Consider the following 22405-nt stretch of genomic DNA (forward strand, 5'->3'; position numbering starts at 1 on the left):
GTCAGGACGTCGCGCAACGTGGAGCCGAGTATAGGATTAGAAATTTATAATTACCGTTAGCGTAAACACTTGGTTTCATTGAATTTGTTGTATCACTAAGATGGTGCGGGGTAAGCCCCGATATCGTGATAAGCTTGCCCCATCATGAGCCAGACACCCCGCAATCCCCTGCTTCTGCGCACCCGCGGCATGGCCGCGGAGATCGCCGCGCGCCTGCGCGTGATGATCGACGAAGGCGAATTGCCGCCCGGCGCGCGGATCGACGAAAAGGAACTGAGCCTCGCGTTCGACGTGTCGAAGACACCGCTGCGCGAAGCGCTGAAGGTCCTCGTCGCGGAAGGCGCCGTCACGCATCGCCAGTACATCGGCTATCGCGTCGCACCGATCGACGTCGACGATCTCGTGTCGACGTTCGAGCTGCTGCACGGGCTCGAGGCGATGGCGGGAGAGTTGCTGCGCAAGCGCATCGCCGCGTCGACGCTCACCGCGTTGCAGGCGAAGCACCGGCGGATGGTGGAGTGCCACGAGGCCGGCAAGCGCGTCGAATATTTCCGGCTGAACCAGCAGATTCATCAGATGATCGTCGACGCGGCGGGCAACCCGGTGATGTCGGGCATCTATGCGTCGCTGATGTCGAAGGTGCACCGCGCACGCGGCGCCGCGAACGCGGACACGCTGCGCTGGGCCGAATCGCTGCACGAGCACGAAGCCATCATGGCCGCGCTCGCCGATCCCGACCACACGCAGCTGCCGCAGGTGCTGCGCAGCCATTCGGAAAACACCGCGCGCGAAGTGCTGGCGATCCTCGATCGCACGAGCACGTCCGACGCGCCGGGCAAGCGGGCGGCCGAAGCGTAACCGCTTCGTGACAGCCGCCCTGCTCCGGCGGCCTGACGCCCGTTACACCGCCTTCAACGCGCGCCGCGCCACTTCCGCGAAATAGCGCGCACCGACCGGCAGGATCTCGTCGTTGAAATCGTACGTCGCGTTGTGCAGCGGCACGCCGCCGCACCCGGCCGCATCGCCGTTGCCGATGAACACGAAGTTGCCCGGCACCGCCTGCAGGAACGCGCCGAAGTCTTCCGAGATCATCATCGGCTGCACGTCGGCGTCCACCGCGTCGGCGCCCGCGACCTGCGCGGCGGCCTGCACCGCCGTGTCGACCCATTCCGGAGAATTCACCGTCGGCGCGAACTCGTGCGTGTACTCGAACGCACAGGTCGCGCCGTGCGTGCGGCAGATCCCTTCGCTGATCTCGCGCATCCGCGTTTCCAGCAGCGCCTGCACGTCGCGCGAATAGCTGCGCGTGTCGCCCTTGATCGTCACCGTCGACGGCAGCACGTTGCGCAGCCCGTCGGTGATGAACTCCGTGCACGAGATCACGGCCTGCAGGCCCGGATCGAGATTGCGCGACACGATCGTCTGCAGCGCGAGCACGATCTGCGCACCGATCACGATCGGATCGATGCCCATGTGCGGGCGCGCCGCATGCGTGCCGCGCCCGTCGATCCGGATCACGAAATTGTCCTCGCTCGCCATGATGCCGCCCGCGCGCGTCGAAAACGTGCCGGCGCGCATGCCCGGCATGTTGTGCGCGCCGAAGATCGCATCGACCGGAAAGCGCTCGAACAGGCCGTCGGCCATCATCGCCTTCGCACCGCGGCCATGCTCTTCGGCCGGCTGGAAGATGAAGCGCACCGTGCCGTCGAAGTCCTTGCGCTCGGCCAGCAGCTGCGCGGCGCCGAGCACCATCGACATGTGGCCGTCGTGTCCGCACGCGTGCATCTTGCCCGGCGTGCGCGACGCATGCTCGCGACCCGGCGCGTGCTCGGCGATGTTCAGCGCGTCCATGTCCGCGCGGATGCCGATCGCGCGCGTGCCGGTGCCAGCCGTCAGGTTCGCGACGAGTCCGGTGCCGCCGATCCCGCGATGCACGTCGAGCCCGAGCGCCGTCAGGATCCGCGCGACATAGTTCGACGTGTTCACTTCGTCGAAACCCGTCTCCGGGTGCTGGTGCAGATGTCGGCGCCAGGTTTTCAACTGCCCTTGCAGCGTGCTTTCTTCCGTTGCGTCCATCATGCTTGCCTCGTCGGTCGTCAAGTCGTTCGGTTCGCTCAGGCCATCGCCGTGGCGCGGTTCAGCCAGTCGCGCTGGCGCGCGAGCACCGCGTCGGCCGTGGCGCCGACGCACTGCCGGTAGACCGACGGCGCGGTCGCACCTTCCGTGTTGATCGCGAGCACGCGCGCGTTCGCGTCGAGCCCCGTCTGCCGCGCCAGCGCCGGGTCGCGCATCAGCACGGTCAGCCCCGCGATGCCTGCGGCGCCCGACTCGCCGGACACGAATGGCAGATCGCGTTCGCTGCCGGCGGCAAGCCCGCGCATCGCCTGCACCGCGTCGTCGTCGTCGATCAGCATGAAGTGGTCGATGCACGGCTCGAGGAAATCCCACGCGAGCGGCGACGCCTCGCCGCACGCCAGCCCGGCCATCACCGAGTCGACGCTGCCGGTTGCCTTCGACGCGCGCCCGGCGAGCGCGCTCTGGTACAGGCAATCGGCCTGGCGCGGCTCGACGACGATGAAATGCGGCCGCCGTGCGCCAGTGTGCTCCCACAGATAGCTCGCGACACCGGCCGCGAGGCCGCCCACGCCGCCCTGCAGGAACACGTGCGTGAACGGCCCGCCGTCATCGCCCGCGGGCTGCTGCGCGAGCGCCTCGGCCGCGATCACGCCGTAGCCCTGCATCACGTCGCGCGGAATCGCCTCGTAGCCGTCGTACGACGTATCCGACACCACGTGCCAGCCGTTCGCGTCCGCGAGCTGCGCGGCATGCACGACCGATTCGTCGTAGTTGCCGGCGATCCGCTCGATCCGCGCGCCGTGCGCGGCGATCGCGTGCTCGCGCTCCGCGTCGACGTGCGCATGCAGCACGATCACGCAGCGGCAGCCGATCGCGCGCGCGGCGGCGGCCAGCGCGCGGCCGTGATTGCCGTCGGTCGCGCTGATCACCGTGAGGTCAGCCAGCGACGCCGCGTAGCGGCCGGTGACGAGCCCGCGCGGATCGAGTTCCGCGTTGCGCCGCAGCCGCTTCACGAGCCGCATCAGCGCGATCGGCGCGCCCAGCGCCTTGAAGCTGCCGAGCGGCGAACGGCACGCTTCGTCCTTCACTCCGACGCTCGCGACGCCGAGCCGCGCGGCCAGGTCGGGCAGCGCGTGCAACGGCGTGCGCGCCGTGCCGACGAGCGGCCAGTGCGACAGCCACGTGCCGCTCTCGTCGGCTGCGGCGATGTTCATGACACGGCGCAGCGCGTCGGGATAGTCGGTGCGCGACGCGCGGGGATTGGCGATCAGCATGGCGGGAACGGCTCCGGGAAGGGGCCGCGCGAGCGGCCCGTCGGTAGATGCGGTGCGGGCGCATGCGGGTTGCGCTCGCCTTCGGTCCGGAAAATAATATTGCGCATGCCGGTCAATAAAATCGCCAAATCGGCTGGCCGGACGCAAAAAATTCTCATTCTTCGAGGCTGCCACGCCATCATGCCCACTCCACTCGATGCGTTCGATCGCAAGCTGCTGATGGAAGTCCAGCGCGACGCGCACACGCCGCAGAACGAACTCGGCGCCCGCGTGAACCTGTCGACCGCCGCCGTGAACCGCCGCCTGCGGCGGCTCGCGGAAAACGGCGTGATCGAGCGCTATACGGCCGTCGTCGCGCCGGAGAAGGTCGATCATCCGCTGACAATCGTCGTGAACGTCGAGGTCGAGAGCGAGCAGATCGACCAGCTCGACGCGATGAAGCGGACCTTCGCGCGCTGCCCGCAGATCCAGCAGTGCTACTACGTGACCGGGGAATGGGATTTCGTGCTGATCCTGGCCGTGCGCAACATGGATCAGTACAACGCGCTCACGCGCGAGCTGTTCTTCGCGAACAACAACGTGAAGCGGTTCAAGACGCTGGTGAGCATGAGCCGCGTGAAGGTCGGGCTCGAGGTGCCGGTGGAGATCGGCGAGTGACGATCGACGTCAGCGCCGGTCGGCGGCCAATGAACCGAAAAACGTCGCGACCTTGGCCTTGCTCGTCGCCTGCAATCGCGACATGAGCCCGTGATCGACTTGCCGCAGCCCGTAAGTCTCGCCGATGTCGCGCTGCATCCGGCACCACAGATGGCTCGCGATCTCCGCGTCGACCATCGCACGGTGAGCACGGCCTGCCTTCGGCAGCCGCAGCATGTCGGCGAGGCTCGACAGCCGGTGACTTTGCGCGTGCGGGTAGATGCGCCGCGCGACGAGCATCGTGCACGCGAACGCATGCTCGGCCGCCATGCCGAGCATGCCGAGCTCGGCCTGCCAGAATCGCTTGTCGAAGCCGGCGTTGTGCGCGACGACGGGGTGGCTTCCGACGAATGCGGCGGCTTCCTTCATGACCTTCGACACCGGCGGCGCCGACGCAATCATCTCATTCGTGATTCCGGTGAGCGCCACGACGTCGGACGGAATGCGGCGCCCCGCGTTCATCAGGCTCTGGTAGCGGTCGACGATCTCGCCGTCGCGCAGAAGAATCACGGCGATCTCGGTCGCCCTGTCTCCCATGTTCGGGGAAAGCCCGGTTGTTTCGAAGTCGAGTACCGCAACGGTTTGCATGGTCGAATCAGAGGAAGGATACCTGGCGGGCAACGTCGATCAGGACGCGTCGCGCCGATGGAAAAGCGCCATAGTATCCCCGGATGCGGCGTCCGGCGGCAAACGCCATCGTCGTGCGCGGCGCATCGCCGCTTCCGTTCAGGCCGGCACGATCGCCACTTCCCCTGCAAAACGACGGTGAATGCACCGATGCACCCGTGCATCGGTACATTCACACGCCCGCTACGTCAGCGACAACTGAAGCTCGCCGCCGAATTCACGTCGCCCGACCCGTTGTGGCGCGCGACCTGCGGATACGGACACAGCGGACGCGTGCGCCCCGTTCCCCACGACGTCGGCACGTCCGCATTCGGCACCGCGTTCGTCGTGTCGCGCGCCGCGGCGACGATCGCCTTGGGCGCCTGCCCCTGCTCGACCCACGCGACGAGCGGCGTCAGCATGTCGAACTGGTCGGCTGCCGGCCCGCCCGAGCAGTGGTTCATGCCCGGCACGGGATAGAAGCGCGCGAAGTCCGACGCGTCGCCGCCGTTCACCTGCGCGAGCCGCCCGTACCAGTCGCTCGTGTCGTTGTACGAGAACACCGGGTCGCCGGTGCCGTGATAGACCAGCAGCTTCGCGCCGCGCGACTTCAGCGCGGACAGGTTGGTCTCGTCGGGCGGCGTCATGAACGACCACGCGGATTGCGTGTATGGGCCGTTCGTCGCGAAGATCGCCGGCGCGTCGTTGTCCATGTCGAAGCCGAGCGCGAAGCCGGCGAGGTTCGCGAGCGTCGCGGCGGTTTTCGGCGGCGTCATGAACGTGAACGCCATCGCGGCCGGGTCGAGCGTGATCGAATTCGACTGCTTCCACGCGGCCCAGCCGCCGCCGGCAATGCCCGGATCGTACGGAAAGCTCGCATAGAGCGCCGTGCCCGCGCTGTTGCGCGCGCCCGCGAACACGTTCTCGAGCGCGCTCTTCTGCGCGACCGTCAGGCAGGTGCCGGTACGCGTGCCGTTCGCGCAGGTCGGGATGTCCGTCTCGACGCTGAAATGCGCCTGGCATGCGGCGACGTCCTGCACCATCCCGTCGGCCACGCCGTCGAGCGCATCGCACTTGTCGAGAATCGTCGCGCCGACGAACCGGCGCTCCGCGTCGTTGAAGCCGCTACGGATGTCCGGCAGCCCGTTCGAGCCGGTCGCCGACGCGATCTTCGCGAACTGCTGCGCGCCGTACATCTCGCCGATCGCCGCCTTCGGCAGATGGAAGCCCGGGTCGCCCGCGATGATGCCGTCGTAGTCGGCCGGGTTGCGCACCGCCGTGACCATCGCATGACGGCCGCCGTTCGAGCAGCCGCCGAAATAGCTGCGGTCGGGCGCCTTGCCGTATGCAAGCCGAATCACCTGCTTCGCCATCGGCGTAAGCGCGTCGACCGCGCCGTAGCCGTAGTCGATGCGCGCCTGCGGATCGACGCCGAACAGCGGGTTCTGCGCGGCGCTGTGCCCGGAATCCGAGCTGATCACCGCGAAGCCCATGTTCAGCGCATCGGTCAGCGGCCCGCCGCCGCCGATCTCGCCGGTCGCGGTCACGACGTTGCCGTCGAGCCCGCCGTTCGCCTGGTAGAAGAAGCGGCCGTTCCACGCTTTCGGCAAGCGCATCTCGAAACCGATCGCATAGGTCTTGCCGTCGACCGCGCTCACGCGCTCGTTCATCTTCCCGTCGATCACGCAGTGCTCGGCGATCGGCTTGCCGGCCACCGTCAGCGCGCCGGCAGCCGCGGTCGTCACCGACGTGAACGACGCGTTCGCATACGACAGCTTCGCGGCAAGCGCGTCGCAGGTCTGCGTCATCGCGGCCGGCGTCGCGGCGCTCAGGTGCGTCGGCGTGACGCTGACCGAATCGTCGCCGCCGCACCCGGCGAGCATGGCCGCCGCCGACAGCGGTGCAATGCAAAGGAATGCAGATTTTCTGCTCAAGATAGCTCCCGTTCGTCAGGCTGCCGGATCAGAACATGTGCCGCACGCCGACCATCGCGCCGAGCTGCCCCATCCCTGCGCCGGGCGTCGTGCCGGGCCCGCCGCCGCTGACCGCGTAGCGTGCATGCGCGCTGTTCCACAGATACGACGATTGCGCGTAGACAGCCGTGCGCTTGGTCAGCAGATAGGTCGCGCGCAGCGTGGCCATCGTCGCGCGCGTGTCGTGCGCGCTGTTGACGATCCGGTAACCCTCGCCATCGACGACGAAGTCGGGCTTGATCGCATACGACGCACCGACGAAGAACAGGTCCGAATGCGCGCCGGGCGCGGCCGGCGAACCGGTCGACACGCGCCGCCCGATCCAGCCGGCGCCGATCCGCGCGCCGGCCGCCTGCGCATAGGCGCTCACGTGCGTGCGCGCGTCCTTGCCGCCGCTGCTGGTGAAGGGGACGGGCGCCACGCCGTCGAAGAAATTCGCGGCCGCGCCGGTGCCGCCGCGCTGCTCCTCGTACGACGCCGCCGCACCGAAATACGCGCTGTCGTACTTGAGCATCACCGACCAGTTGCGGCACTGGACGGCATCGCCCGGCACCTGCCCCGCGCACGTGCCCTGCCCCGGCGAGTTGCCGGTGCCGGCGCCGTCGCGGCCGAACGAATACGCGGCGCCGAGCGTCACGCCGCGATACGTGCCGACGTAGGTCACCGCGTTGTCGGCGCGGCCGTTCGGCACGTATGCGTCGAACGAGCCGAGCCCGTAGATGTCGGGGCCGATGATGTCCGCGCCCTGCAGCGCGAGATAAGTCATCGTGTACTGGCGGCCGAACGCGAGCGTGCCGAAGCCGCTCTTCAGCCCGACGAACGCCTGCCGCCCGAACAGCCGGCCGCCCTGCCCGAGATCGCCGCCGCGCACGTTGAAGCCGCTTTCGAGCGTGAATACCGCCTGGTAGCCGCCGCCGAGATCCTCGGTGCCGCGCAGGCCCCAGCGCGACGGCAGCTCGCCCGTCACGCCCGGCATGCGCACGACGTGGTCGCCGGCGGCGTTCGCGTGCGACACGAACTCGACGCCGGTGTCGATGATCCCGTACAGCGTCACGCTCGACTGCGCGTGCGCAACCGGCGCGGCCAGCGCGCAGCACGCGCCGGCGGCCAGCAGGCCGTTCCTTGTCTTCGTCTTCATTTCGTTGCGTCTCCAGACCTTGATGAATTGCGCGCTCTGACGGCGCGCATGGATAAAAACGAAACGTCAGTCGCTCGCTTGCGGGCGGCGAATCAGCACCAGCGCGGCGATGGCCGCGACGAGCGTGACGGGGATGCTCGCGCCGATCACGACGGGCGCGCTGCGGCCTGCGGCCAGCAGCGTCGCGGCCGCGAGCGGCCCGACGACGGAACCGAGCCGGCCGACTGCCACCGCCGCGCCGACGCCGGTGCCGCGCATCGCGGTCGGGTAATAGATCGCCGCGAGCGCATACAGCACCGACTGCCCGCCGACCACGAACATCCCCGCCGCGAACGCGGCCGCCGCGAGCGACGCGAAACCGGGCGCGGCCGCGAGCGCGGCGAGCGACAGCACGATCCCGACATACATGCCGCCGACCACGCGCGACGCGCGCATCCGGTCGAGCGCCGCGCCGATGCCGAGCGCGCCGAGCCCCGCGCCGACGTTGAACGCGATCTGCACGAGGCCGACGTGCGCGCGATCGAGCCCGCGCGAGGCCATCAGCGACGGCAGCCAGTTCAACAGGAAGTAGAGGACGATCAGCGTGCAGAAGTAGCTGACCCACAGCGCGATCGTCGATGTCGTACGGCCGTCGCCGAACAGCGTGCGCGCGACGCTGGTGCGCGCGGCCGGCGTGCCGGCGACGTCGAGATACGCGCGCGATTCCGGCAGGAACAACGCCAGCAGCGGCACGAGCAGCAGCGGCCCCACGCCGCCGACGTAGAAGATGTGCCGCCATTCGGTATCGCCGGCGAGCAGCACGCCGATCAGCGACGCGATCACGCCGCCGAACGGGATGCCGCAGTACATCGTCGCCACCGCGCTGCTGCGCGAGCGCGGCTCGACCGCCTCGGACGACAACGCGATCAGGTTCGGCATCGCGCCGCCAAGGCCGATGCCGGTCAGCACGCGCACGACGACGAGCATCGCGAAGGTCGATACCTGTGCGGTGGCGATCGACAGCAGTCCGAACAGCACGGTCGACGCGATCAGCACGCGCTTGCGTCCGATCCGGTCGGCGAGCCACCCGCCGAGCATCGCGCCCGGCAGCAGCCCGAAGGTGCCCGCGCTGAACGCGATGCCCATCTCCGACACGGAAAGCCCGAATTCGCGCGCCATGCGCGGCGCGGCGACGCCGACCGACTGCAGGTCGAGCCCTTCGAGGAGTGCGATCGCGAAACACAGCGCGAGCGTGGTCGCGACCGTGGGTTTTTCGGCAACGTAAGTGTTCATCGTGTCTCCAGTCCCATGTCTTGTAGTCGGTCGGCCCGTACCGGCCGACATTATCAGGCAGCCTGATTCACTGGCCGCAAGAATGCCTGCCGGTATCGTGGCCGGCAGGTCGTTGTTCCTGCTTGCTTCGGTTTGCTTCTGCTTACGCGTAGATCACGTCGGGATCGCGTCGCGCCGGGTCGTACAGCGCGTCGATCGTCGCCGCGCGATGCTTCTGCACGGCCGCCTGGTTCAGCGACCCCTTGTCGGTCAGTTCACCGAGATCGAGCGACGGCGGCGTGTCGATCAGCCGGATGCGCGCGACGAACGTCGAACCGCCGCTTGCATGCCGGTTCAGCCCGGCGAGCCATGCTGCGAACGCCGCGCGCACGGCCGGCGCGCGCAGCACGTCGGAAACCGATGCATCGGCTGCGAGCCCCGCCAGCGCACGGCACGCGTCGATGCGCGGAAACACAAGCAGCCCGATGTCGTCGCGATTGATCCCGGTGACGACCACGTCCTGCACGTACGGCGCGCCGCTCGACACCGCGTTCGCCCGCAACGGCCCGACGCTGACGAACGTGCCGCTGCTCAGCTTGAAATCCTCGGTCAGCCGGCCGTCGAACAGCAGCCCGAGTTCCGGCCGCGCCGGATCGGCGAAGACCCCCGCGTCGCCGCTGCGGTAATAACCCTCTTCGTCGAACACGTCGCGCGGATCGACGTCGGCATGCCAGTAGCCGCGCATCACGTTCGGCCCCTTGAAGCGCAGTTCGAGCTTGCCGCCGCACGGCACGAGCTTCGCGTCGCAGCCGGGCGCGGGCAGGCCGATATAGCCGGCGCGCATCAGCGGCCCGGTCGTGAACAGGCACGACGGCGACGCCTCCGTCATCCCGAGGCCGGCCATGATCCGGATGCGCTCGCCGCAATGCGCGTCGGTCACGCGGTCGAGCCGGTCCCACGCGGCCTGCGACAGCCCCGCGCCGCCGAAGAAATACAGCTTCACGCGCGAGAAAAACGTGTCGCGCAGCACGGCATCGCGCTCGAGCGCGGCCGTCAGCTCTTCCCAGCCCTTCGGCACGTTGAAGTAGATCGTCGGCGCGATCTCGCGCAGGTTGCGCACGGTTTCGTCGAAGCGGCCCGGCATCGGGCGGCCGTCGTCGATGTACAGCGTGCCGCCGTTGTACAGCGCGATGCCGAGGTTGTGACTGCCGCCGAACGTGTGATTCCACGGCAGCCAGTCGACCAGCACCGGCGGTTCGCGCGTCAGCTCCGGCATCGTCTGGCGCAGCATCTGCTGGTTGCTGCACAGCATCCGGTGCGTGGTCGGCACCGCCTTCGGCAGCTTCGTCGAACCCGACGTGAACAGGATCTTCGCGAGATGATCGGGGCCGATCGCTTCATGGATCGCGTCGATCGTACGCGGGACGGTCGCGAGCAGGCGCGACAGCGGCACGACGCTGCCGGCCGCGCCGGTTTCCGCATCCGTATCGTTCGCGACGATCAGCGCCGCATCGGCCGGCAGCGTCGCGTCGAGGGCACGCGCAAACGGCGCGCGTTCGGCGACGAACACCGCGCCCGGCCGCAGCACGCCGAGCGTGTGACGCAGCTTGCCGTAGTCGGTCGACACCAGCGAATACGCGGGCGAGATCGGCGCATAGGGCACGCCGGCCAGCATCGCCGCGAACATCAGCTGCAGATGCTCGAGATCGTTGCCGGACAGCACCGCGAGCGGCCGCTCGACCGACAGCCCGAGATCGACGAGGCCCTGGCCGAGCGCGCGGGCGCGTTCGAGCATCTGCGCGTAAGTGATCTCGATCCAGCGGCCGTCGGCGCCGCGCCGCGCGGCGAGCACGCGGTCGGGATGCGCGTGCGCGCCGCGTACGAGGCAGTCGGTCAGGCGCGTCGGGTAGTCGCCGAGTGTTTCGCGCGAGCGCAGGTACCACGTGCCGTTCTCCGCGCGACGAATTTCGGCCGAGCCGACCGCGACGGCCGCCGCGCGATAGCGCACGCCGCCCGTGTCGTTCGCCGGCCCGCTCGCGGGCGTCGCAACATTCATCGTCGGCTCGCTCATATCGGGTAGTGACGCGGTGTGGTCTGCACGGTGATCCAGCGCAGCTCGGTGAATTCGGCGATCGACGCGCGGCTGCCGAAGCGGCCGTAGCCGCTCGCCTTCGTGCCGCCGAACGGCATCTGCGCCTCGTCGTGCACGGTCGGCCCGTTGACGTGGCAGATCCCCGATTCGATCCGGCGCGCGACCGTCATCGCGCGTGCGATATCGCGGCTGAACACGCTCGCCGACAGCCCGAACTCGCTGTCGTTCGCGAGCGCGACCGCTTCGTCGTCGCTGTCCGCGCGCAGGATCGCCACCACCGGCGCGAACGATTCCTCGCGATAAAGCCGCATGTCGCGCGTGACGCCGTCGACGATCACGGGCTGCATCGTCGCGCCCTCGATCCGGCAGCCGAGCGGCAGGCGCGCGCCGTGCGCACGCGCATCCTCGACGAGCGACGCGGCACGCGCGGCCGCGGCCGCATCGACCATCGTGCCGAGCGCATGGCCCGCCAGCGGATCGCCGGCGACCAGCGTGCGCGCCTTGTCGGTCAGCCGTTCGACGAGCGCATCGGCGACCGGCCGCACGGCGATCACGCGTTCGGTCGACATGCAGATCTGCCCCTGGTTGAAGAACGCGCCGAACGCGATCGCGTCGACGGCCGCATCGAGATCGGCATCGTCGAGCACGAGCACCGGCGCCTTGCCGCCGAGTTCGAGCAGCACGGGTTTCAGGTGCGCGGCCGCATGGCGCGCGATGATGCGCCCGACGTGCGTGGACCCGGTGAAGTTGATCCGCTTCACGTGCGGATGCGCGATCAGCCGCTCGACGAGTTCGGGTGCGTCGGCCGCCGCGTGCGTGATCACGTTGACCACACCCGCGCCGAGCCCGGCGTCATCCAGCACCGCGCCGATCAGCGCGTGCACGCCCGGGCACGCTTCGGACGCCTTCAGCACGACCGTATTGCCGCACGCGAGCGGCATCGCCAGCGCGCGTGTGCCGAGGATCACCGGCGCGTTCCACGGCGCGATGCCGAGCACGACGCCGCACGGCACGCGCATCGCGAGCGCGAGATTGCCGGGCACGTCGGACGGGATCACGTCGCCGTCGATCTGCGTCGTCATCGACGCGGCCTCGCGCAGCATGTTCGCCGCGAGCGTCACGTTGAAGCCGAGCCAGCCGGGTGTCGCGCCGGTTTCGGCCACGCCGGTCGCGATGAACGCGTCGATGCGCGCGTCCATCAGGTCGGCCGCCTTCAGCAGCCGGCGGCGCCGCTCGGTCGGCGCGAGCGCCGCCCATGCGGGGAACGCGCGGTGCGCGGCATCGATCGCCGCGTCGGCGTCGGCCAGGCCGGCCGCCGGCGCGCGCGACGCGAGCGCGCCCGTCGCGGGGTTGAATCGGTCGAAGGTTCGGCCGTCGCGGGCGGTACACCACTCGCCGGCGATCAGCATCCGTCTGTCGGTCATGTCGTCTCCTGCCTTGCCTGTCTCTGTCGATTGCGTCGGCGCTTGTATCAGCGCTTGTATGCCTGCAGGCCCGGCTTGATCGTCTTGTCGTCGAGGAACTGCTTCAGCCCCTGCTCGCGGCCGCGCTCCGGATCGCGCAGCTGCGCCTGGTCGAGCTTCGCATACAGGTAATCCTCGCACTGCTCCCACGTGAGTTCGCGCGAACGCTTGAAGCCGTGCTTCGCCGCGCGCAGCACGACCGGGTTCTTGTCCATCAGCCGCGCGGCGAGCGCGATCGTCGCGTCGCGCAGGCCGGCCAGCGGCACGCTGCTGTTCACGAGGCCCATTTCAGCGGCCTCCGCACCGGTGAACGTGTCGCCGGTCATGATGTAGTGCAGCGCGCGGCGATGCCCGACCGTGTCCGCCATCGCCTTGCTGACGAGGTTGCCCGGCGGGATGCCCCAGTTGATTTCCGACAGGCCGAACACCGCTTCGTCCGCCGCGATCGCAAGGTCGCACGCGACGAGCGGCGAGAATCCGCCGCCGAAGCACCAGCCGTTCACCATCGCGATCGTCGGCTTGTTGTACATCCGCAGGCGGCGCCATTGCCACTCCGACGCGTCGCGCCGCACCTTTTCCTGCAGCGCGTCGGAGCCGCCGTCGATCTCGCGGAAATATTCCTTCAGATCCATGCCGGCCGTCCACGCGGCGCCCGCGCCGGTCAGCACCAGCACCTTTGCCCCGTCGTCGAATTCGACCGCGTCGAGGACTTCCAGCATCTCCCGGTTCAGCGTCGGGCTCATTGCGTTGCGCTTCTCGGGGCGGTTCAGCGTGACCCACGCGATGCCGGCCTCCACCTTCACTTCAACGGTCTGCCAGCGGTTGTCGTACTTGCTCATGTCGGTTCCTGTCGTTCGTTCCTGTGCGATTCGGTGCGCAGCATTCCTGCTGCGGACGGCTTCATTTAATATCAGGCTACCTGATATTGCAAGCGGCACGAGCGCCGGTGTAAACCCGGAGCGGAACGCGGCGGCAACGATGGAATCGGGGAACGGTCAGGCGACCGGCGAGCAGGCGGGAAAGCGAACACGGGCCGCACGGGCCCGTGTCGTGGAAGTTCGGGGAAAGGGTCAGCCGCGCAGGTTGCGTGCGAACAGTTCGAGCGCGCGCTGCACGTGCGTCGCGTCGTCGATGGAGACGTCGCCGAGCATTCGCGTCTCGAGCGGACGCAGCACGGCTTCGCATTCGCGCAGCATCGCCGCGCCTTCGTCGGTCAGCGTCAGCAGGATGATGCGGCCATGCGACGGGTCGGCTTCGCGCGTGACGAAACCGCGGGCGGCCATCACGCTCATGACCTCGTTCGCCGATTGCGGCGTGATGAACGAGCGCTCCGCCAGCTGCGCGTTCGACGACGCGCCGCGCGCCTCGAGCACCGACAGCGCCGTGTATTGCGCGAGCGTGATGCCGAGCGGCGCGAGCGCGTCGGTCATGTGGCGGCGCAGCAGCCGTTCGAGACTGCCGACCACGTAGGTCAGGCGCTGCGGCACGCGGGCCTTCGGCTTGTCGCCCGTCGCACGGGCGGCGTTCTTCGCGGCGTTCTTCGCGGCGTTTTTCGGGTTCGCGGGCTTGGTCGGTGCGGAACTCATGGTGCGGGCGGGATGGAATTGCGGGCCATCTTACCAGCACGTCGGGGCGCGAACGGCGTGCTCCGGCAAGCCGGACTGCCACCGTGCGCTCGCGCATGCGCGGCAGACCGCGCGCCTGATCGCCTGGCGCGCCGCGTCAGACGCATCCCATGAACGGGATCCGATACGCGGTCAGCCGCGCGGCGCCCCCGCGAATCGCGCCGTCGGCAGCCCCATGTAGCGCGTCCGGGCGACGAATACGCCGCCGGCGTGCGCATCGCTCGCCAGCGCGTCGTCGCTCAACCCGACACGGGCGCTCGTCACATAAAGCCGGCCTTCGCCGTCGAGCGTCACGCAGCTCGGCTGCGCAGTCGGCACGGTAACGCGGTCCGTCTCGACGCCGTCCGGCCCGTAGCGCACCACCCGCCGGCCGCCCCACTGCGCGTTCCACAGGCCGCCGTCGCGATCCATCGTCGAGCCGTCCGGGTCGCCGTCCGCATCGGTCAGTCGCGCGAACGGCCGCACATTGGCCACGTCGCCGCCCGCGCCGTAATCGCAGACGCGAATCTCGCGCACCATCGAATCGCAGAAGGTCATCTTCGTGCCGTCCGGCGAGAACGCGATGCTGTTCGCGATCGCCGCCGCCGGCAACGCAAGCCGGTCGAGCGTGAGGTCCGGATTGAGCCGGTAGAAGCCGCCGACCGCGCGCGGCGGGTCGCCGCCTTCGTCCTTCATCCCGAACACGAACGCGCCGAACGGATCGCAGCGGCCGTCGTTCAGGCGCGTCGGCAGATCGGGTTCGACGTCGACGATCCGCGTGAATTCGCCGCTGCGCAGATCGAAGAACGCAAGATGCGTCGCGAGCCCGACGAGCAGCACATTCGGCTCGTTCGTCAGCGCGAAGCACGCGAGCCGTTCAGGCATCGGCCACTGCGCGAGGTCCGAGCCGTCCGCGCGGCAGCGCCACAGCCGCGCGCCTTCGATGTCCGTCCAGTACAGCGCGTGCGTCGCGTCGCACCACGTCGCGCCTTCGCCGAGCGTATTGCGGCTGTCGACCAGCAGCGCCGCCGCGCCCGGATGAATCTGTTGCATGCCGTCTCCCGATGTCTGTCGCCTTCGCGGGCGGCCGCGCGTTCGTCAGGGTCAGATCTTCATCGCGCGCCGCTGGTTGCGACGATACTGGTCGAACAGCACCGCGAGCAACAGAATTCCGCCGCGTATCAGATATTGGTAAAAGGTCGGCACGTTCAGCAGGCTCATCGCGTCCTGCACGGAACCCATGATCAGCACGCCGACCAGCACGCCGGAAATCGTCGCGACGCCGCCCGTCAGCGACACGCCGCCGAGCACGCACGCGGAGATCACGCCGAGCTCGAGGCCGACGGACGTTTTCGGATCGCCGAGGCTCATCCGCGACGCAAGCATCACGCCGGCGAAGCCGGTCACGAGCCCCTGCAGCACGAACACCGCGATCTTGATGCGCATCACCGGCAGCCCCGCGAGCAGCGCGGCCTCGCCGTTGCCGCCGACGGCCAGCACGTTCTTGCCGAACACCGTCTTGCGCAAGAGGAAGCCGAACACGACGAAGCCGACGATATTGCTCCAGATCGGATACGAGATGCCGAGGAACGACCCGCCGCCGAGCTCGAAGAAGCGCTCCTCCGAAATCATCACCGCGTCGCCGTTCGACGTGATGAACGCGAGCCCGCGCACGACTTCCATCATCGCGAGCGTGACGATCAGGGAATTGATCCGCCAGCGCGCGATCAGCACGCCGTTGACGAGCCCGACCGCACCGCCCGCGAGCACGCCGGCCGCGATGCCGAGCACGACGCTGTGCGTCGCGGTGATCAGCGTCGACGCGACGACGCCCGAGAACGCGACGATGGACGCGACCGACAGGTCGACCTCGCCGAGCGCGAGCACGAACATCATCGTCACCGCGATCGAGCCGATCAGCGTGACCGACAGCAGCAGGCCCTGGATGTTGCGGGGCGTGAGGAAGTCCGGCACGGTCAGCGACAGCGTCGCGAACAGCACGAGAAACACCATCACGATGCCGGAACGGTTGATCAATTGCCACACGCCGCCGCGCGCGCGTGCGGGCACGGCGGCGGCATCGGGGGACGGGGAAGTGCGTTGGGGTTGCATTGCCTGGCTCATTTCATTTGCATCCGGTTGATCATTGCGGGGCGCTAGCGCGGCAGCGCGAGCTTGATCAGCGCGTCGGGCGTCGCCTGCGCCTTCGCGACCTCGCCCGCGATCCGTCCTTCCTTCATCACGACGATCCGGTCCGACACGCCGATCACCTCGGCCAGGTCGCTCGACACGATGATCACCGTGCGGCCCGCTTCCGCGAGCTCGTAGAACAGGTTGTAGATTTCCGCGCGCGCGCCGACATCGATGCCGCGCGTCGGCTCGTCCATCAGGAACACGTCGATGCGCTCGGCCAGCCAGCGCGCGAGGACGACTTTCTGCTGGTTGCCGCCCGACAGCGCGCCGATCGGCGTCTCGCCGTCGCGGGTCTTGATCGCCAGCCGCTCGATGTAGCGTTGCGCGAGCTCGCGTTCACGCCGTGCGTCGAGCAGCACGCGCGCCGGGCTGAAATGCCGGCGCGCGCTGATGTTCAGGTTGTCGGCCACCGACGCGATCGCGACGATGCCCTCCTGCTTGCGGTCTTCCGGGCACAGCGCGATGCCGGCACGCACCGCGTCGCGCGGGCTCCCGAACGCGACGCGACGCCCGTTCAGCTCGACGTGCCCCGCACTCGGGCGCGCGGCGCCGTACAGCAGCTTCATCAGCTCCGAACGGCCCGCGCCGACGAGCCCGAAGAAGCCGACGATCTCGCCGCGCCGCGCGGCGAACGACACGGGCTCGGATAACCCGGGCCCCGCCAGCCCTTTCGCCTCGATCAGCACGTCGCCGGCCGTGCGCGGCCGGTAGCCGTACACGTCCTCGATCGAGCGGCCGACCATGCAGCCGATCAGCCGGTCGCGATCGAGATCGGCGACGGATTCGAACGTGTCGATGCGGCGGCCGTCGCGAAACACGGTCACGCGGTCGCACAGTTCATACACTTCCTCCATCCGGTGCGTGACGTAGATGATCGCGCGGCCTTCCGCGCGCAGCGCGCGGATGATGCGGAACAGCTGCTTGGTTTCGCGCGCGGACAGCGAGCTGGTCGGTTCGTCGAACGCGATCACGCGCGCGTCGCGCATCAGCGCCTTGCCGATTTCGATCATCTGGCGCTGGCCGATCGACAGATACTTCACCGGAATGCCCGGATCGATGTGCTCGCCGAGCCGCTCCAGCGCATCGAGCGCGCGTACGGCAAGCGCACGTTCGTCGACCACGCCGAGCCGGCTCGGCAACTGGCCGAGCATCAGGTTCTCCGCGACCGTCAGCTCGGGCACCAGATGCAGCTCCTGGTAGATGATCGCGATGCCGGCCTCGAGCGCCGCGCGCGTCGACGCGAAGCGCTGCACGGTGCCGTTCAGCGTCAGCGTGCCGGCCTGCGGCTGGTTCACGCCGGACAGCACCTTCAGCAGCGTCGACTTGCCCGCGCCGTTCTCGCCCATCAGCCCGTGCACTTCGCCCGCGCGCACCGACAGCGACACGCCATCGAGCGCGCGCACGCCCGGGAACGTCACCGTGATGCCGTCGAGCGCGAGCAGCGCGCCGCCGGAGGTGGCCGCGTCGTCGTTGTCGGACACGGCCGTCATCGTCTGCATCGTCATCGCGTCGTCGCCCCGCACGCTCAGATGCCGAGCTCGGTGCGCACGGCCTGCCAGTTCGCGCGCGTCATCAGCTTGCCGCTCGTCTGCGTGTCGGCGGGCGGCGTCTTGCCGTTACGGATCCAGTCGACGAGGTTCTGCGTGCTGTCCTTGCCGTGGTTCGTCGAGCTGACTGCGATCGTCCCGTAGAAGCCGGTCGGTTCCTTCTTCTGGAATTCGGCGAACGCCTCGCCGGCGCCGTTGATGCCGACGCCGATCACGTCGGCCGCCGGGATGTGCAGCTGTTCGGTCGCGCGCACCGCGCCGAGCACGGTTTCCTCGTTCAGCGCGAAGACCACCCATTTCTTCACGTTCGGATGGCGTGAGAGCACCGGGAAGGCCGCCTCGAGGCCGCCGCTGTCGTCGGTCGTCTTCTGCGGCGCGTCGAAGATGTTCTCCTTGCGGAAGCCGTTCGCGAGCAACGCCTGCGTCGCGCCGTCGGTACGCAACTTCGCCGTCGGCAGCTCGTAGTTGGTGATGCGCAACGCGCCGACTTCCTCAGGCTTCCAGCCGCGTCGCTTCATCTCGTCGGCGATCGCCTGGCCGACCTGGTTGCCGATCTTGGTCGCCGACATCCCGAGGTGCGGCACGTTCGTGAGCGGCTTGCCGGTCGAGTCGACGAGCTGGTCGTCAACCGTCACGAACTTCATGTTGTAGCGCTTCGCGCGCGCGGCGATCGCCGGCCCGAGGCGCACGTCGGGTGCGCAGATCACGAAACCCTGCGCGCCTTGCGAGTTGAGGTTGTCGATCGCGGCCAGCACCTTCTCGCCATCCGGCGTGCCGATCTTCACGACCGAGAAGTTTTCCTTCTGGCCCAGCGCGGACGCCGCGTTCTGCTCGTTGATGAACCATGCCTGCTCGGGCATCTTCACCAGGAAGCCGATCTTCAGCGGCGCGTCGGCATGCGCGGCGCCGTGCATGCCGAGCGGCGCGATGCAAAGCGCGGCCAGCAGCGCGCGCAGGGTGTGCCGGCGAATCGTTCGGTTGGTTCGTTTCATGCGGTGTCTCCTTGTCTATTGGCTGGGGTCTTCAATACTCATCGCGCCGGGTCGCGCTCGCTGTGGCGTGCGCCGGCACGGTGTCAGCGGCCGAACGCGTCGGTCCCGACGCGCCGCCCGAACAGAAACGCGTCGGCGACGAGCCGCAACGGCCGTACGTCGACGTCGCTTTCGCCGCGCGCGATCAGCGCGCGGAAATGCGCATACAGCGCCGGATACTCGCGCTCCGGCCCGATCTCGACCGGCGCGCCGTCGATCGACAACTGCGCGCCGCCGCGGCTGATCGCGAGCACGCCGTCCGACGTGTCGACCGCGATCTCCCACTGCTCGACCGGGCCGTGGCGCCAGTCGAATTCCGCACGCACCGGCACGCCGTCCGTATCCGCGCAATCGAGTTCGGCCGCGATCGGCATCTGCGCGTCGCTCGGCACATAGAGCGTCGCTTCGCGCAGCACGAGTTCGCGCGGCAGGATCCGCGTGACGATCGACAGCGCGTTGATGCCTGGATCGAACACACCGAGGCCGCCCGGCTCCCAGATCCATTGCTGCCCCGGATGCCAGCGTCGCACGTCTTCCTTCCAGCGCACCTGCACCGCGCGGATCGTGCGCGTCGCGAGCCATGCCCGCGCCGGCTCGACCGCGCTCGCGCAGCGCGAATGCCAGGTCGCGAACAGCGTGAGGCCGCGTTCGCGCGCGAGCGCGTCCAGCGCAGCCACTTCGCCGAGCGTCGCGCCCGGCGGCTTCTCGAGCATCACGTGCTTGCCGGCTTCGAGCGCGGCGCGTGCCTGCGCGTAGCGCACCTGTGGCGGCGCGCACAGCGACACGGCGTCGAGCTCGCGCTCGGCGGCCAGCAGCGCGGTCAGATCCGGATAATTGCGTACCCCGTTGACCTCCGCGTGACGGCTCGCGCAGGCGGTCAACATGAAGCCCGGCTCGGCGGCGATCGCCGGCAGATGCTGGTCGCGCGCGATCTTGCCGATCCCGATCACGCCCAGCGAAATCACCTTGCTCATTTGCGTTTCTCCTTCGCCATTCGCTCAGCGCGCCCAGCGCAGCACGAGCGGATCGAGCCGGCGTGCGATCGCGATCAGCTCCGCACGCGTATCAGGGTGCAGTTCCGGCATCGGATGCCGCGGCCGCTCGCACGCGATCACGCCGCCTTCGCGCATCAGCGCCTTCGCAGTCAGAATCCCGGACTGGCGGTTCTCGTGATTGATCAGCGGCAGCCACGCCTGATAGCGCGCGAACGCATCGTCGTGCCGCCCTTCGCGGAACGCTTCGAGGATCGGCCGGATGCCGTCCGGAAACCCGCCGCCCGTCATCGCGCCGGTCGCGCCCGCATGCAGGTCGGCGAGCAGCGTGATCGCTTCCTCGCCGTCCCACGGCCCTTCGATCGCGTCGCCGCCGAGCCGGATCAGCTCGCGCAGCTTGTTCGCCGCACCGGGCGTCTCGATCTTGAAGTACGCGACCTGCTCGATCTCGCGCGCCATCCGCGCAAGGAACGGCGCGGACAGCGCGGTGCCGCTCGCGGGCGCGTCCTGGATCATGATCGGGATGTCGATCGCATCCGACACGCGCGCATAGAAATCGAAGATCTGCGCTTCGGGCACGCGGAACGTCGCGCCGTGGTACGGCGGCATCGCCATCACCATCGCCGCGCCGAGCTGCTGCGCGCGCAGGCTGCGCGTCGCGCAGACCTGCGTGCTGTAGTGCGATGTCGTGACGATCACCGGCACGCGGCCGGCGACGTGCTCGAGGATCGTGCGCGTGAGCACGTCGCGCTCGTCGTCGGTGACAGCGAATTGCTCGGAGAAGTTCGCGAGGATGCACAGGCCGTCCGAGCCGGCGTCGATCATGAAATCGACCGCGCGCTTCTGGCTCGCGAGGTCGAGCTCGCCGGTGTCGGTAAACGTCGTCGGGACGACGGGGAAGATGCCGCGATAGCGCGGTGTGCAGCTCGATGTCATGGTTCGGTCCTGCGTCAGTCGAAGCGGCGTTCAGCCGGAAAACAATGCGTTCAGGATTCGCCGGCGAATGCGCCCGCGGCCGGCTCGGGCGTGCGCAGCGCGGCGCGGACCACGAACGTCATCAGCACCGCGAACAGCAGCGTGGCCGCGAGAAAATACAGGCCGGCCGCGAGGCTGCCGGTCGATGCCTTGATCAGCCCGATCCCGTACGGCCCGAAGTAGCCGCCGAGATTCGCGAGCGAATTGATCGCCGCGATACCGACCGCCGCGCTCGTGCCGGTCAGGAATTCGCCGGGCAGCGCCCACACGACGGCCTGGATCGAATAGAGCGAGAACGCGGTCAGGCAGATGAACATGAACTGCAGCGCCGGTTGCCGCACCCACGCGCTCGCGGCCATCGTCACCGCGGCCGCCGCCGACACGACGACGATGTGCCAGTAGCGCTCGCGCTTGCGATCCGAATGGCGCGGCACGACGAGCAGGCCGACCACCGCGAACAGGTACGGCACCGCGGACAGCAGCCCGGTCGCCGCATCGCCGGTGCCGAATGCGTGGATGATCGTCGGCAGCCACAGCGAGAGCCCGTAGATGCACAGCGGAAACGGCAGGAACAGCGCGGCGAGCAGCAGCACGCGGCGGTCGCGCAATGCGGCGAGCGGATTGCCGTGCGAATCGGGGCGATACGTGTCGCGGTCGGCGGCGAGCTGCCGTGCGATCCAGCGGCGTTCGTCGTCGTTCAGCCAGCGCGCATGCGCGGGCGACTCCGGAAGCAGCCGCAGCGTGGGCCATGCGAGCAGCACGGCCGGCAGGCCGCTCACGACGAACAGCGTCTGCCAGTCCGACAGGCCGAACAGCCCGTGCGTGGACAGCAGCCAGCCGGCGAGCGGGCCCGTCACGATGCCGGCGAGCGGCTGCGCGAGCACGAGCAGGCCGATCACGCGGGCACGGTCGCGCATCGGGAACCATTGCGTGAGGAAGTACAGGATGCCGGGATAGAGGCCGGCTTCGGCAGCGCCAAGCAGAAAGCGCAGCACGTAGAAGCTGGTCGGCCCCTGCACGAGCGCCATCGCCATCGTGATCACGCCCCACGTCGCGAGGATGCGCGCGAACCACACGCGCGCGCCGAAGCGTCCGAGCGCGAGGTTGCTCGGCACCTCGCACAGGAAGTAGCCGATGAAGAACAGGCCGGCGCCGAGTCCGTACGCGGCATCGCCGAGGCCGATCGCCGCGTTCATGTGCAGCTTCGCGAAGCCGACGACGGTACGGTCGACGTAGGCGACCACGTAGATCAGCGCGAGGAACGGCACCAGCTTGCGCGTAAGCAGGCGGGTCAGTTGCCGTTCGTCGACGGCTGCCGGCGAATCGGACTGTTCCGCCGCGATGTGCGCGGGCGTGTACTGCGTCGTCATCTTGTCTCCTGTCGGTCTGCGTTAGCGCTTTGGCGCTTGCGTACGTCCCATGCTTCGCGGTCGGTCTGCGTTTGCGCCTTAGCCCTTACGCTACGCCTTCCTGAGCGCTCGACCACATCCAGCG

19 protein-coding genes are annotated in these 22405 nt (G+C 68.8%); 2 read left to right on the forward strand and 17 right to left on the reverse strand.

Annotated features, from left to right (window positions below):
* Positions 1–144 precede the first annotated feature (144 nt).
* On the forward strand, positions 145–858 hold the full coding sequence (locus LGM71_RS15010) for a GntR family transcriptional regulator (protein ID WP_151049866.1): 714 nt from the start codon (positions 145–147) through the stop codon (positions 856–858).
* Between the two features lie 42 nt (positions 859–900).
* Here LGM71_RS15010 and LGM71_RS15015 read toward each other — a convergent pair whose 3' ends face one another.
* Complete coding sequence (locus LGM71_RS15015) at positions 901–2076, reverse strand: M20 aminoacylase family protein (protein ID WP_226115530.1); 1176 nt, start codon at positions 2074–2076, stop codon at positions 901–903.
* A gap of 38 nt (positions 2077–2114) precedes the next feature.
* Positions 2115–3350, reverse strand: coding sequence for a diaminopropionate ammonia-lyase (locus LGM71_RS15020; RefSeq protein WP_226115257.1), 1236 nt, complete (start codon positions 3348–3350; stop codon positions 2115–2117).
* A gap of 180 nt (positions 3351–3530) precedes the next feature.
* Between LGM71_RS15020 and LGM71_RS15025 the strand changes: the two genes are divergently transcribed.
* Positions 3531–4007 (forward strand): Lrp/AsnC family transcriptional regulator, encoded by a 477-nt coding sequence (locus LGM71_RS15025; protein WP_226115258.1) that lies wholly within the window; start codon positions 3531–3533, stop codon positions 4005–4007.
* 9 nt (positions 4008–4016) lie between these two features.
* Here the strand turns inward: LGM71_RS15025 and LGM71_RS15030 are convergent, their stop codons facing one another.
* The 15 genes from LGM71_RS15030 to LGM71_RS15100 all read right to left on the reverse strand — a co-directional run bounded on the left by LGM71_RS15030 (position 4017) and on the right by LGM71_RS15100 (position 22281).
* Positions 4017–4634, reverse strand: a complete 618-nt coding sequence (locus LGM71_RS15030; protein ID WP_059604755.1) for a PolC-type DNA polymerase III — start codon at positions 4632–4634, stop codon at positions 4017–4019.
* Between the two features lie 227 nt (positions 4635–4861).
* The gene (locus LGM71_RS15035) at positions 4862–6586 is read right to left on the reverse strand and encodes a tannase/feruloyl esterase family alpha/beta hydrolase (protein ID WP_226115259.1); all 1725 of its coding nucleotides are present in this window, start codon (positions 6584–6586) and stop codon (positions 4862–4864) included.
* 28 nt (positions 6587–6614) lie between these two features.
* The gene (locus tag LGM71_RS15040; RefSeq protein ID WP_226115260.1) at positions 6615–7763 is read right to left on the reverse strand and encodes a porin; all 1149 of its coding nucleotides are present in this window, start codon (positions 7761–7763) and stop codon (positions 6615–6617) included.
* Between the two features lie 66 nt (positions 7764–7829).
* Positions 7830–9035 (reverse strand): 3-(3-hydroxy-phenyl)propionate transporter MhpT, encoded by a 1206-nt coding sequence (gene mhpT, locus LGM71_RS15045; protein WP_226115261.1) that lies wholly within the window; start codon positions 9033–9035, stop codon positions 7830–7832.
* A 142-nt stretch (positions 9036–9177) separates the two neighbouring features.
* Positions 9178–11085 carry a feruloyl-CoA synthase gene (locus tag LGM71_RS15050; RefSeq protein ID WP_413226881.1) on the reverse strand — a complete coding sequence of 636 codons (1908 nt, stop codon included), beginning with the start codon at positions 11083–11085 and terminating at the stop codon, positions 9178–9180.
* Positions 11082–12530, reverse strand: a complete 1449-nt coding sequence (locus LGM71_RS15055; RefSeq protein ID WP_226115263.1) for an aldehyde dehydrogenase — start codon at positions 12528–12530, stop codon at positions 11082–11084. The genes LGM71_RS15050 and LGM71_RS15055 overlap by 4 nt, the downstream gene beginning before the upstream one ends.
* Positions 12531–12577: 47 nt before the next feature.
* A complete protein-coding gene (locus LGM71_RS15060; RefSeq protein ID WP_226115264.1) occupies positions 12578–13408 on the reverse strand; it encodes a p-hydroxycinnamoyl CoA hydratase/lyase in 831 nt (276 codons plus the stop codon).
* Positions 13409–13639: 231 nt separating this feature from the next.
* Positions 13640–14155, reverse strand: coding sequence for a MarR family winged helix-turn-helix transcriptional regulator (locus LGM71_RS15065; protein WP_059604738.1), 516 nt, complete (start codon positions 14153–14155; stop codon positions 13640–13642).
* Between the two features lie 171 nt (positions 14156–14326).
* Positions 14327–15226 (reverse strand): SMP-30/gluconolactonase/LRE family protein, encoded by a 900-nt coding sequence (locus tag LGM71_RS15070; protein ID WP_226115265.1) that lies wholly within the window; start codon positions 15224–15226, stop codon positions 14327–14329.
* 51 nt (positions 15227–15277) lie between these two features.
* Positions 15278–16297, reverse strand: a complete 1020-nt coding sequence (gene araH, locus LGM71_RS15075) for an L-arabinose ABC transporter permease AraH (RefSeq protein WP_124624613.1) — start codon at positions 16295–16297, stop codon at positions 15278–15280.
* 32 nt (positions 16298–16329) lie between these two features.
* Entirely contained in the window at positions 16330–17871 is a 1542-nt protein-coding gene (araG, locus tag LGM71_RS15080; protein WP_124624616.1) for an L-arabinose ABC transporter ATP-binding protein AraG, read from the reverse strand.
* 20 nt (positions 17872–17891) lie between these two features.
* On the reverse strand, positions 17892–18905 hold the full coding sequence (locus LGM71_RS15085) for an arabinose ABC transporter substrate-binding protein (RefSeq protein ID WP_226115266.1): 1014 nt from the start codon (positions 18903–18905) through the stop codon (positions 17892–17894).
* A gap of 83 nt (positions 18906–18988) precedes the next feature.
* Positions 18989–19918 (reverse strand): Gfo/Idh/MocA family protein, encoded by a 930-nt coding sequence (locus LGM71_RS15090; RefSeq protein ID WP_124624621.1) that lies wholly within the window; start codon positions 19916–19918, stop codon positions 18989–18991.
* Between the two features lie 24 nt (positions 19919–19942).
* Positions 19943–20872, reverse strand: a complete 930-nt coding sequence (locus LGM71_RS15095; protein ID WP_226115267.1) for a dihydrodipicolinate synthase family protein — start codon at positions 20870–20872, stop codon at positions 19943–19945.
* Positions 20873–20922: 50 nt separating this feature from the next.
* Entirely contained in the window at positions 20923–22281 is a 1359-nt protein-coding gene (locus LGM71_RS15100; RefSeq protein WP_059604721.1) for an MFS transporter, read from the reverse strand.
* Positions 22282–22405: the final 124 nt, after the last annotated feature.

This window comes from Burkholderia sp. AU33545 (assembly GCF_020419685.1).
GTDB lineage: Bacteria > Pseudomonadota > Gammaproteobacteria > Burkholderiales > Burkholderiaceae > Burkholderia > Burkholderia diffusa.